9 protein-coding genes are annotated in these 12501 nt (G+C 70.8%); 5 read left to right on the top strand and 4 right to left on the bottom strand.

The window, feature by feature from the left end:
• The first annotated feature begins 6 nt into the window (after positions 1-6).
• From ACWEFB_RS12705 to ACWEFB_RS12695, 3 genes are read left to right on the top strand one after another with little or no spacing between them, the layout of a single operon-like run.
• Positions 7-1086, top strand: a complete 1080-nt coding sequence (locus ACWEFB_RS12705; RefSeq protein ID WP_452285015.1) for a substrate-binding periplasmic protein — start codon at positions 7-9, stop codon at positions 1084-1086.
• Complete coding sequence (locus ACWEFB_RS12700) at positions 1086-2513, top strand: hypothetical protein (RefSeq protein WP_452285013.1); 1428 nt, start codon at positions 1086-1088, stop codon at positions 2511-2513. The genes ACWEFB_RS12705 and ACWEFB_RS12700 overlap by 1 nt, the downstream gene beginning before the upstream one ends.
• 20 nt (positions 2514-2533) lie before the next feature.
• Entirely contained in the window at positions 2534-3721 is a 1188-nt protein-coding gene (locus ACWEFB_RS12695; protein WP_452285011.1) for an MFS transporter, read from the top strand.
• Here the strand turns inward: ACWEFB_RS12695 and ACWEFB_RS12690 are convergent.
• Positions 3705-4844, bottom strand: coding sequence for an amidase (locus ACWEFB_RS12690; RefSeq protein ID WP_452285010.1), 1140 nt, complete (start codon positions 4842-4844; stop codon positions 3705-3707). The two genes, ACWEFB_RS12695 and ACWEFB_RS12690, sit on opposite strands and share 17 nt — an antisense overlap.
• Positions 4845-4921: 77 nt before the next feature.
• Positions 4922-5935 (bottom strand): UDP-N-acetylmuramate dehydrogenase, encoded by a 1014-nt coding sequence (locus tag ACWEFB_RS12685; protein ID WP_452285008.1) that lies wholly within the window; start codon positions 5933-5935, stop codon positions 4922-4924.
• Positions 5936-6065: 130 nt separating this feature from the next.
• Here ACWEFB_RS12685 and ACWEFB_RS12680 point away from each other — a divergent pair, with 130 nt between their 5' ends.
• Entirely contained in the window at positions 6066-6821 is a 756-nt protein-coding gene (locus ACWEFB_RS12680; protein WP_452285006.1) for a protein phosphatase 2C domain-containing protein, read from the top strand.
• Between the two features lie 98 nt (positions 6822-6919).
• Positions 6920-10102 (top strand): BTAD domain-containing putative transcriptional regulator, encoded by a 3183-nt coding sequence (locus ACWEFB_RS12675; protein ID WP_452285004.1) that lies wholly within the window; start codon positions 6920-6922, stop codon positions 10100-10102.
• A gap of 1 nt (position 10103) precedes the next feature.
• On the opposite strand, the gene ACWEFB_RS12670 is transcribed toward ACWEFB_RS12675, so the two are convergent.
• Positions 10104-10931: an ABC transporter permease gene (locus tag ACWEFB_RS12670; protein WP_452285002.1), complete on the bottom strand. Its 828-nt coding sequence runs from the start codon at positions 10929-10931 to the stop codon at positions 10104-10106.
• A complete protein-coding gene (locus ACWEFB_RS12665) occupies positions 10928-11944 on the bottom strand; it encodes an ATP-binding cassette domain-containing protein (RefSeq protein WP_452285000.1) in 1017 nt (338 codons plus the stop codon). The genes ACWEFB_RS12670 and ACWEFB_RS12665 overlap by 4 nt, the downstream gene beginning before the upstream one ends.
• Between the last annotated feature and the right edge of the window lie 557 nt (positions 11945-12501).

Here is a 12501-nt window from a genome sequence, read left to right as displayed (position 1 = left end):
CCGTTTGTGACCCCGAACTCACGCCGGCTGTCCGCCCTGCTGAAGCCGCTTCGGAGTTGGGTGCCCGCGTTGGTCCTGTTGGGGGCGGTGGTCGTGGCCACCGGAATCGTGGCCGTCGGTCTGCGGGGCTCCCCCACCGCACCGTCCCGGGCGGTGCTGGTTTCCAGCGGCTCGTGGGCACCGTTCGTGGGGCCGGAGTTGCCCGCCGGCGGACCGGTGACGGAGTTGGTCGTCGAGGTGCTCGGCCGCTCCGGTTACTCCCCCGAGGTCAGGTACACCTCCTGGTCGCTGGCCGAGGAGCAGGTCTCCTCCGGCGCCTCGATCGGGGCGTTCCCACTGGTCGGCAGCGAGTCACGGCGTGCGGGCCTCCTCCTGTCCGACCGGCTCATCGACTTCGAGTACGTGCTGTTCTACAACCGCCGCAGCGGCACGCCGAAGATCTCGTCAGCCGCCGACCTGCACGCGTTACGGGTCGGCGGCATCGCAGGGTACGACTACTGGCAGGACCTGGAGTCGGCGGTTCCGGAATTCGTGGGGTTCGGATCGGCGCTGGAGGGCTTTCGGGCGCTTGCCGAGGGGCGGATCGACCTGCTCGCCGAGGGACTGCTCTCCGGCCGGGCGGTGCTCACCGACCCGTCCTTCGCCGAGGACGCCGACAACTTCGGCCACCTCCAGGGCGACAACCCGCTCGTGCACTCGGTCGAGGGCCTGTACTTCATGATGGCGAAGACCGACGAGGCCGCCCCGGTGATGGCGAAGTTCAACACCACCCTGGCGAAGATGCGCCAGAGCCCGGAGTACGAGGACATCGTCGCCGAACTCGAACCGTCCACGGTCCCCGAGGTGACCCTGACCCCGGTTGGCGAAACGGGCCTGGTGGAACTCCTCGACCAGGACGGCAGAACGGTGCTTCTCGCCCCGAAGGGCACCCGGGCACGGGTGCTGTCCTGGCCCGAGGCGTTCGTCGGCACGGGTACCCCGCCACCGGCGCGGATCCTGGTCAGGGTGAAGGTCACCAACGGTCCCGCCCAGGGCCGGGTGGTGCACGTCGACGCCCGTGCCCTGCTGCTCGAAGCGGGGCCGTGATGATCCAGCTACGGATCCTGGCTCCGGTGGTGGTGGACTACTACGCCGTACCCGGGGCGTCCCTGCGCGACCCGCACGGGTACGCACGCTTCTGGGCCGAGCAGCAGCCGGCCGTGGACGAGTTGCTCGCCGAGCAGGCACCGGACCCACCACCGGATCGGCCGCGCCGGCTCCCGTCCGTCGTGCTGGAACACACCCGGCCCACGAGTTCACTGAACCTCTACCGGACCATCAGCGACCACGCCGTCGAGCGCACGATGCACGTCCTCACCGGCACCCTCTACCCGGAGCACCTGCCGGGTGAGTTCAGCAAGGTGACCACCGCCCCGCACGACGGGGTCACCGAGATCAGCTTCCGGCTCTACGACCACGGTCTGATGTTGCTGGAGATGCTGGCCGACGTGGATCCGGCGCCCGGCGGACAGACCGAAGGCCTGGCGGACCGGCTCGACGAGCTCCAGGCGCGGGCGGTGCTGATGGGTGAGCGGGTGGCGCTGGAAACCGTCGCGCGGTACCTGGATCCGGTGTTGCGGCTGCTCCGGCAGGCCGATCGGGAGGACAGGATCCTGGTCGAGGCGACCGCTGAGGACGACCCGTTGACGGCGGAGTTCGGTGAACCGCTCTGGGTCACCCGCAGCCTCGTACTCGACCCGGCGCAGCCGGGTGCCGATGCGGTGACGCGGCACTGGATCAAGGACGTGGTGATCGGCGGTGACGCCCGGAACCCGGCGGACCGCCTGCTCGACGGGGAGTTGGAGCACCTCGTCCGCTGGCTGAACTACATCTTCATGGACCGTACGGGGGTGGGCGGGCGGATGCTGCCCGGTGACCCGTTCCGCGACCAGTGGGACGCCCTGCGCTACGCGCAGGTGTTCTACGGGACCCTGGACCGGATCGACACCCGGCTGTCGAAGATCCTGGCGGACTCGGCGGCGACCGGTTCCCGTTGGGAGCTCGAACAGCTCAGGGGAAACCTGCTGGGCCTGAGCCAGCGCGCCGAGCTGATCATCATGGAGCGCCAGGACCTGTCGAAGTACCTCAAACGCGCGGTACGGGTGGAGATGGACGCGATCCTCGAGTTCTGGGACTACGAGGGTCTGCTGGCGCAGCCCGTACGGTTTAAGATCGAGATTTGCGACCGGCGCCTGGCCGAACTCGCGGCCCGGCGTACCACCCGGTCGGCGATGTTCACCGACCTCATCCTGCTGGGCATCGGTGTGACCTCGATCCTCGCCACGGCGCTCGCGGTCACCGAGTTCGGGCGGTCGATGGCCAACGATCCGGACATGGCCGTCTACGACCTGGGCCGATCATCCATCGTGGAGTGGGTGGCCTCGCAGCCGGCGGACGCCATCCTGGTCACCTCAGGGGTGGTGTCACTGCTCCTGGTGATCATGTACCTGTTCTTCCGCCGCGACCGGACCTGACGGGGACGCGACCGGACCTGATGAGAACAGCCCTGCGCAGTCGGTCGATCCGCACACTGACCATCACCCAGTTCCTGCTCGAGGTCCAGTTCTGGTTTCCCATCTGGCTGATCTACCTGCTCGACCTCGGCTTCCCGCTGACCACCGCCGTGCTCGCCGACGGGGTGTTCCGGATCGTCTCGGTGATCTGCGAGTTCCCGGTGGGGCTGATCGCGGACCGGATCGGGCGTCGGCGTACCTACCTGTCGCTGGCCGGCGGAACGGTGCTGACCTTCGCCGCCATCACCCAGATCCGGTCGGTGCAGGTGCTGTTCGGAGCGTGGGTGCTCTGGGGCGTGCTGTGGGCGCTCTCCTCCGGTGCCGCCAGTACCTACCTGTACGAACTGTGTGCGCAGGACGAACTCGACATCGACCCGACCAGGGCGTTCGGCCTGGTACGGGCGGTCGGCAACGTCTCCGTACTCGTCTCGCTGCTGGCCGCCGGCTACCTGTACGAGGTGGACCACCGGCTGCCGTTCACCGTCACGGCGGTGCTTGCCGCGCTGGCTTTCCTGCTCGCGTACACCCTGCCGGAGATCGCCGGCTCGCGGATGGTCGCCACCCTCTCCTCGGTGCTGGCGGACATCCGGGTCGCGGCCGCCGATCCCCGGGTACGCCGGGCCGTGTGGCTGGGTGCCCTGCTGCTGCTGTTCGGCTGGAGCGCCCGCATCCTGTTCCAGCCGCTGGCACTCGAACTGGGCCTGACCGCCCAGGTCACCGGCTGGATGTACGGGGTCTTCGCGGCTGCCTCGGTCCTCGGTGGACTGGTCGCCGGACACGTACGCCAGCAACACCGGGCGGTCGCACTCGGCGCCGCGTTCCTGCTCATCCTCGCCTCGCTGGTGGCGACCAACCAGGTGGATCGGCTCGGCCCGTTCGTCTTCCTGCCGCTGATGGGATTCGGGTACACCCTCGGCCTGACGGTGCTGGAGGTCTTCACCAACGAGGTCACCCCCCGCGCCGTACGCGCCACCATCTTCGGGGTGATCGCATGTGTCGGCGGGGTCGGGATCGCCGTGGCCCGGCCGGGTCTCGGGGTGCTGGCGGAGCAGCACTCGACGTCCTTCGCGTTCGGGATCTGGGCCGTGATCGGCGTGGCGCTGGTCGGCCTGGCGGTGCCGGGAATTCGCCGGATCCGTGGGACCACCCGCCCTACCGCCGACCGCTGAACGGTGGCGGAGCTTCGCGCAGCCGGCTCTCCAGGACCAGCGCGGTCGCGCAGAGCAGGTCCTCGCCGAAGGCGGGACCGATCAGTTGCAGACTCGGCGGTACGACCTCTTCCGGAGCCAGCGCCGGAACGGGCATCGCGAGTGCGGGTAGACCGGCGAGGTTGACGGGCGCGGTCAGCGCGGTGAGCGGGAAGCCGACGAAGTCGGTCAACAGCGGCGGTGGCGCGACCAGCGTCGGCAGCACCAACACATCGACCTCGGCCAGGGCGGCGGTCATCTCCGCCTGCCAGGCCCGCTGGACGGATCTCGCCTCGGCCAACTCCTCGCCGCTCACCGCACTGCCCGCCCGAAGGCCACCGTTGGCGAACTCACTCACCCCGTCGGCATCGAGAAGCGTCCGGTGGGCCTGCCAGAACTCGGCGACCACGATGGTGTCGAAGGCGACGTGGCTGGCATCCCACCCGTCCAGTCGTACGGCCAGGACGGTGAGCCCGGCGGCGGCGAGCGCGGCGTCGACGGCCTCCTCGACGCCGGGGTCCACCCCGTCGATCCGCAGCCGCCCGACGGTCCGGGCCGCCCCGGTGGCGACGGTCCAGCCCGGTTCGAGCAGCCGCATCCCGGTGACCACACCGGCCACGTCCCTGGCCAGCGGGCCGACGGTGTCGAGGCTGGGGGCGAGCGGCCACACCCCGGCGGTGGGAATCCGCCCCCGGGTCGTCTTGAGACCGACGATCCCGCAGCAGGCGGCGGGAATGCGTACCGATCCGCCGGTGTCCGTACCCAGGGCGACATCGGCCTCGGCGGACGCGACCGCGACCGCGCTGCCACTGGACGAACCGCCCGGAATGCGATCGGGTGCCAGCGGATTCACCGGGGTGCCGAACGTGGCGTTGTCGCCGACCGGGCTCAGACAGAGTTCGGTCAGGTTCGTCTTCCCCACGATCTGCGCGTCGCCGGCCCGCACCCCGGCCAGGCAGGCGGCATCCGCGACGGCCGGTGTGGCCCGGTCCCGTACGGCCGCACAGCCCGCGGTGGTGACCGTGCCGGCCACGTCGATGGCATCCTTCACCGCCACGCGTACGGCTCCGGGAGACGGCTCGAAACGCTCGATCCAGGTCGTCACCGGTGGAACGTACGGCGTGTCTTCCGCCCAGCCAACCGCTTTGCGCCCGGCCGCATCCCTGCGCCGGGTCGGGCCGGTCAGTACGAGCAGTTGATGAGGTCGCACTCCGGGTTCAGTCGGACGTCGTACATGGCCGCGACGCCGTCGCGGATGTGCGCGGCGAACTTCATCACGTCCGCCGTCGTGGCGCCGCCCCGGTTCGTCACCGCGAGCGCGTGCCGGCTGGACAGGGCGACGGTTCCGTTACCCCAGTCCTGGCCGTACCCGGGCGGGAAGCCGGCGTGCTGGATCAGCCAGGCCGCGGAGAGCTTCGTGCCCTTGATGTCCGGGTGGCTCGGGCACTCGGCGGCGCGCTTGGGCACCTCGGTGAGGACCGGGTTGATGAAGAAGGACCCGACGCTCCAGGTGTCGTGGTCGTCGGGGTTCAACACCATTCCCCGGTCTCGGCGCTGGGCGATTACGGCCTCGCGTACGTCGGCCGGTGCCGCAGTCCCGCCGACCTCGATGCCCAGCCGCTCGGCGACCTGGGGGAAGGTGACCGGGTTCGACTGGCCGTCGCGGCGCAGGCGCAGCGTCACGTCGAGCACCACCCAGCGGTCGCTGTGCTTGAAGACCGACTGCCGGTGGCTGCCGAAACCGCACTGCTCGGGCAGCCAACGCTCGACCAGGCCGGTTTCCCGGTCGTAGACGGTGAGCGATTCGAGCACGTCCGAGGTGAGGGTGCCGTACGCCCCCACGTTCTGCACCGGCGTGCCGCCGACCGAGCCCGGAATCCCGGACAGGGCCTCGATGCCCGCGAGCCCGTCCGCGACGACGGTCTTGACGAGTTGGTCCCATTCGACCCCGGCGGCGGCGGTGACCAGGTCCCCGTCGATGTCGAGTTCGGTCGACGCCATCTTGATCACGGTGTCGGGCCAACCCAGGTCGCCGACGACGAGGTTGGACCCGCCGCCCATCACCAGCAGGGGCTCTCCCGCGTTGTCCTCGGCGCGCAGCAGCTCGATGGCGTGCGGGATGCTCGTGGCGACGTGCAGCCGCCCTACCGGGCCGCCGATCCGCATCGTGGTCAGGTCAGCAAACGTGGTGGTCACGACTACATAGCTTACCGAGCGCCCGAGTACGGCCACCGGGCATCGGCCGCCTGCGTCCCCGGCCGACGAACGCTCTCGACCATGGTTCGGGCGAGATCGTCGGTACGGATTCGGGGGAAGAATCGTACCCATGGATTTTGCCTTCGCGACCGACCCGGCTCCGGGCCGGCGCAACGAGGATCATGTTGTGGTGTCGGCCCGGTTCGCGATCCTGCTGGACGGTGTCACCCAGCTTCCCGGCCTCGACTCGGGCTGTCTGCACGGGCCGAATTGGCTGGTACGGATGCTCGGCGCGCACCTCACCGAGGCGCTCTCGGCGGACCGGGCGGCCGGGCTCGACGAGGTACTGGCCGGGGCGATCGAGGGCGTCAGCCGGCGCCACGCCCACGAATGCGACCTGACGAACCCGGACAGTCCGTCATCAACAGTGGCGATCGTCCGAGAACGGGACGGACAGGTCGACTACCTCGTCCTCTGCGACTCGGCGGTGGTCTTCGAGCACGCCGACGGGATCACCGTGATCAACGACGACCGTACCGGCGGGCTGCCGGCGTACGACCGGGTCAGCGTCGCCCGGCTCCGCAACCGGCGGGGCGGATTCTGGGTGGCGTCGACGGATCCCGCAGCGGCCACCGAGGCGATCACGGGCAGTATCGGCCGGTCCGAACTGTCCCGGCTGCTGCTCTGCACCGACGGGGTGTCCCGACTGGTCGACTTCTTCGGTTTCACCTGGCCCGAGGTGTTCGACCTGGTCGAGCGGCGGGGCCCCGGCGCGGCGATCGAGGCGGTACGGCGGTGCGAGGTCGAGCGCCCCGAGCGGCTGCGCACGACCGGACGTACGGTCAAACGCCACGACGACGCGACCCTCGCCGTACTGCTCGGCTGATCGTGGATCGTGCCGCCCCCGGCCGGCTCGCGCGTGCCGGACGGGCGGTCGCGGGTGGTGGCGGACGGATCGGTGCGTCGGTGGGGGATGCTGGGACCGTGCAGATCACCACCCTCGGCCCGCTCGCCGTCGACGGCGCGCCGGTTCGGGGCGAGCGGCTCGCGGCGATGGTCCGCGAGCTCGTCGGCGCGCGTGGGCGGGCGGTGTCCGTCGCGGCGCTCGTCGACGCCGTCTGGGACGGCACACCGCCCGACGACACCACCGGGGCCGTCCAGGCACTCGTGTCCCGGGTACGCCGCCTCGGGCTGCCCGTGGTCGCCGTACCGGGGGGATACCGGGTTCCCCCGGAGCAGGTCGAGGTCGACGCCGTCGAGGCCCGGTCGCTGGTGGAGCGGGCGCGGGCCGTACTGGGTACGGGTGACGCGGGCGCCGCACGCCGCTGCGCCGACCAGGCCAGGGCGCTGTTCCCCGAGGTCCCGGAGCTGGTCACCGCCGAGAGCACCCGCCTGTTCGCCGATGTCGCCGCGGTGCGCGCCCAGGCGGCACTCGCCGGTGCCGGGCCGTTCGACGAGGGCGACCTGCGCCGGCTCGTCGCGCACACCCCACCGGATGAGCCGTCGGCCGCGCTGCTCGTACGCGTCCTGGCGGCGCAGGGCCGGGACGCGGAGGCGCTGGAGGTGGTCGAGCAGCTCCGCGCGGAACTGGCCGACCGGTACGGCACCGACCCGTCGCCGGTGATCACGCAGGTCCACCTGGCCCTGTTACGCGGAGAACTCGCCTCCCCCGCCCCCGTGGAGGCACCCCGCCGCCCGGCGACGATCGCCCTGCCCGCCGCGTGGCGCCGATCCGCGACCGCCCTCGTCGGCCGGGAGGGGGACGTGGCCGCGGTGAGCGCGTCCCTCGTCGACGCGCCCCTGGTGACGATCGTGGCGACCGGCGGGGCAGGCAAGACCCGGCTCGCCGCCGAGGTCGCCCGGCGTACGGCGGCCAAGGGGCAGACCGTACGCGTTCTCGAACTCGCCGGGCTGCGCTCGCCCGACGAGGTCCTGCCCACGGTCCTGGGCGCCTTCGGCGGCGCGGACACCTCGCCGACCGGGGCCAACCTCGGACTCGACCGGCGGGTGCTGACCCCGGAGGAACGGCTGCGCATGATCGCGCCGGACCTCGACGGGCTCGTGGTGCTGGACAACTGCGAGCACGTCCTCGACGCCGTGGCCACCGTGGTCGCGGACCTGCTCGCGGTCGCCTCCCCCGAGGTCGCGGTGCTCGCCACGAGCCGCGCCCCGCTGGGCCTGGTCGGCGAGCTGGTCCACCGGCTGACGGCGTTGCCGGACGCGGACGCCCTCGGGCTGGTGCAGACGCGGGCCCGAGCCGGTGGGGCCGTACCGACCTGGGACACCGAACGAGCCCTCCTGCTGTGTCACCGGCTCGACAACCTGCCCCTGGCGCTCGAACTCGCCGCCGCCCGGCTGCGGCACATGCCGATCGACGACGTCATCGCCGGTCTGACCGACCGGTTCGCGCTGCTCGACGACGCGTTGAGGGGGCTACCGGACCGGCACGCCAGCCTGTGGGCGATGGTCGACTGGAGCCGGGAACTCCTCTCCCCCGGCGACCGTGACCTGCTGCAACGCCTCGCCGTCATCCCGGCACCGTTCACCGCCGACCTCGCCGCCGCGGTGACGGCAACCCCGGACGTACGGCGTGGGTTGGCGACCCTGGTCGAACAGTCCCTGCTGACCCTGGTCGAGGGGGACGGACCGCCCCGGTACCGGATGCTCGAAACCGTCCGCGAGTACGGCGAAGCCCGCCTCGACGCGGCCGGCGACCGGGAACCGGCGATGGCCGGACTGGTCGAATGGGCCCGGGAGCAGGCCGTCACGCTCGCCGAACACTTCACCGGCACCGGCCAGCTCGACGCGTTCGCGAAGTGCGCGGCGGAGCAGGACAACCTCGTCGCGGGGCTGCGGTGGGCGCTCAGGCACGGCGACGAACCCGCCGCGATCGACATCGCCACCGCGCTGTTCCACCTCTGGACGGTGCGTGGCCTGCACCTGGAGGTCACCGGCTGGGCCCGTGGTCTGCTGCACGCCGACGAGCCGGAGCTGCGGTCGGGTTCGGCGATCCTGCGCGGCCGGGCCACGGGCAGGCCGCTGCCGAACGCCGACCGACTCGCCTGGACCTGCCTGCTGATCGGGGTCAACGCCGGGATAGCCGGACCGATCCGGCTGGCCGTACTCGCCCGGCGGGCGCTGCGTACCGTGTTCGCCGAACGGCCCGGTGAGGTGTCGTCGCGGCACACCGTACTGGCGTCGGCGTTGCCCGGGTTCGACAAGTTCGACCCGGAGGAGAGCGCGAAGGGCGCCGCCGAGATGATCGCCCACCCGGACCCGTACGTGCAGGGGCTGGGCCTGTTCGCCCGCGCCGCCGTACGGGAAAACTGGGGCATGTCCGACGAGTCGGTCGCCGACGCCAAACGGGCGTACCGCCTGTTCGAGGTGGCCGGTGACCACTGGGGCATGGCGATGGCGGCGCAGGCGGCCGGACACCTGGTCAACTCACGCGACGATCCGCAGGCCACCGAGTGGCTGGCCCGCAGCGTCCGCCACATGGACCTGGTCGGCGCGACCCAGGACGCCCGGTCGATCAGGGTGATGCTGGACGCGCAACTGGCCCTGGGCGGCGACACGGACGCGGAGCAGCGGCTGCACGACACCAGGGCGTCCGGTCAGGCCGAGGAGATGGACGTCGCCCAGGCCACCCTCGGACTCGCCCACCTGGCCTGGCAGCGCCAGCGGTACGACGAGGCGCTCACCTACGCCCACCTGGTGACCCGGACCGTTGCCAGGTCCGCCAACCCGCTGCCGGCGCAGGCGTGCGTCGTTCTCCGGGTCGCGGTCGCGGTTCTCCACCTCAGGATGGCCGAGGTGTGGCCGACCTCGGGAGACGACCCCGTCGCCCACACGGTCGCGTTGCTGACGCTCGCCCGGGACGAGGCGCTGGCCAGCCACGACTATCCGGTGATCGGGGCATGGGCGCTGGGCGGAGCCGAGTTCGCCGCGTACCGGGGCGATCCGGCGACCGCGACCGAACTGTGGGCGCTGGGGACCAGAATCGGCGGCAACGTCAGCCGCATGTTCCCGCCCGGAGACGGCGAACGGCTCACCGCCGCCCCCGGTGACGAGGAGCAGCGTGAGCCGTTGCTGGCCGCATGGCGTGAGCGGTCGATCGCCGCGACCAGCGCCCGCATCCGCGAACTGATGGCCGACCTGCTCGCCTAGCTCAGACCTTCTTCCGGTACGCCCGCAGCGCCAGCGGCATGAACACCGCGACGAACCCGGCACACCAGGCGAGGGTCCACCACACGTGCGAGCCGACCGGGGTGCCGAGGAACAGTCCGCGTACCGCGTCCACCAGGTGCGTCATCGGGTTGACCTTGACGAACGCCTGCATCCAGCCGGGCAGGGTGTTGGCGTCGACGAACACGTTGGAGGCGAAACTCAGCGGCATGATCAGGGCGAACATCAGACCCTGTACGGCACCCGGTGTGCGTACCTTCATCGAGACGAACACCGGCAGCCAGCTCAGGCAGAGCGCGAACAAGACCGCGAGCAGGCACCCCGCGATCGCGCTCAACGGGTCGGTCTCAATCCGGAAGCCGAGCAGGTAGCCGATCGCGAGAGTCGAGATCGTGACGATCACGTACCGGACGACGTCGCCGAGGACCGCACCGACGAGCGGCGCCGAGCGCGGGATCGGCAACGACCGGAACCGGTCGAAGATGCCCTTGGCGATGTCGGTGTTGAGGTTGACGCCGATCGCGATCGCACCGGTCGCGATCGTCTGCGCCAGGATGCCGGGCAGCAGGAACTGAAGGTAGTCGTGGGTCGATCCGGCGACCGCCCCGCCGAAAATGTAGACGAAGATGATGAGGAACAGCACCGGCTGCAGCGTGACGTCGATGAGGGCCTCGGGCGTACGCCAGGTCTTGATCAGGCTGCGCTTGGCGAGTGCCAGTGAGTGCCGGACGAGCCGGAACGGTCGCGGGTTCGGGGCCACCGCCGACAGCGCGCCGCCGGTTGTCGGGCGTACGCCGACCATGGTGCTCATGCCACGACCTCCTTGGTCTTGGTGATGTTGCCGGTCCCGGTGGGGTCTTCGGTCCTGGTGGTGTCGTCCTCGGACGCGGTCCGGCCGGTGAGGGTGAAGAAGACCTCGTCCAGACTCGGCAGGTGCAGGGACAGTTCGGTGACCGCGATACCGGCGGTGGCGAACCGCGCGACACTCTCGGTCAGGGCCGCGTCGTCGGCGACCGGGACCGCGAGCACGCCCTTGCGGATCTCGTCGGCCTGGGCCCCGGACGACACCTCGGACAGGATCGACGCGGTCCGGGCCAGGTTCGCCGGATCCGACGGCCGGACCTCGAGCGTCTGACCGCCGACGACCCGCTTGAGCCCCTCGGGTGTGTCGTACGCGATCACCCGGCCGTGGTCGATGACCGTGATCGCGTCCGCGAGCGCGTCCGCCTCCTCCAGATACTGGGTGGTGAGCAGCACGGTCGCCCCGTTCGTGACCAGCGACCGGACCACGTCCCACATGTCCTCGCGCTTGGCCGGGTCGAGTCCCGTTGTCGGCTCGTCGAGGAAAATCACGTCCGGGGAGCCGACGAGGCTCGCGGCCAGGTCCAGCCGCCGCCGCATGCCCCCGGAGTACGTCTTGGCCTGCCGGTTGGCCGCCTCGGTGAGATCGAACCATTCGAGCAGTTCGGCGGCCCGCCGTCGGGATCCCGCGCGCCCCAGTTCGAGCAGTGTGCCGAACAGTTCCAGGTTCTGCCGGCCGGTCAGGTCCTCGTCCACGGAGGCGTACTGGCCGGTCAGACCGATCGCCTGCCGGACCCGCCCCGCGTCGCGTACGACGTCGAACCCGCTGATCCTGGCCGTGCCGGCGTCCGGGGTCAGGAGCGTGGAGAGGATCCGTACCGCCGTGGTCTTGCCGGCACCGTTCGGGCCGAGCACTCCCAGCACCGTCCCCCTCGGTACGGCAAGATCGACGCCTTGTAGCGCCCTCGTCTTCCCGAATTGCTTGACGAGGCCCTCTGCCTCGATCACCAGATCTGCTGTCATGTCACCCAGCCTGCGGGGTGCACCTGACACCGCCCCGACACGACGCCGACACGGGCACCGACATGGAACCCTTCCCTGCCGCCGGGGTCGGACCGTCCCCCGATCCCCGGTCCTCCGGTCCTCCGCTCCGACCTCCGCTGTAAAGGCGCCGCAGTCCCGGGAGGCGTTTGGAATACGTACTTGAACACATGAGAATCGAATGGATCTATCGGAGAATGCGTGACCCGGATCAGCGAATCGAAGACATACAGCGGTATTTCGAGATCGGTGATCAGCAGGTCATGGGGTGAAACTATTCGCCTTTCGGGCAGAGCGGCCAGTGCCGTCGCCGTACCCCGCACACCAGGTCACCGGTCACCAGGTCACCATGCGCCGGTTGCCATGCCGTCATGCACCGGTCACCACGAGGACACCGACGGCGGTCGCCACCCGGCTGTCCTTCGTGGCTCGCCCACGGTCACGCCGGTGGTCCCCAACCCGTCCCGGTCACGCCGGTGAGCCCCAACCCATCCCGGTCAACCGGTTCAGCCGGCGGCGAGGAGCTGCCTCCGTCATCC

The sequence above is a fragment of the Micromonospora sp. NPDC004704 genome, assembly GCF_053601675.1.
The sequence above is the reverse complement of the archived record's forward strand: the minus strand, read 5'-3'. Positions and strand labels throughout refer to the sequence as shown.

Bases quoted from the DNA above. Each gene is read 5' to 3' on its own strand.
- ACWEFB_RS12700 (WP_452285013.1), top strand. From the start codon at position 1,086: ATGATCCAGCTACGGATCCTGGCTCCGGTGGTGGTGGACTACTACGCC.
- ACWEFB_RS12695 (WP_452285011.1), top strand. From the start codon at position 2,534: ATGAGAACAGCCCTGCGCAGTCGGTCGATCCGCACACTGACCATCACC.
- ACWEFB_RS12680 (WP_452285006.1), top strand. From the start codon at position 6,066: ATGGATTTTGCCTTCGCGACCGACCCGGCTCCGGGCCGGCGCAACGAG.
- ACWEFB_RS12670 (WP_452285002.1), bottom strand. From the start codon at position 10,931: ATGAGCACCATGGTCGGCGTACGCCCGACAACCGGCGGCGCGCTGTCG.
- ACWEFB_RS12665 (WP_452285000.1), bottom strand. From the start codon at position 11,944: ATGACAGCAGATCTGGTGATCGAGGCAGAGGGCCTCGTCAAGCAATTC.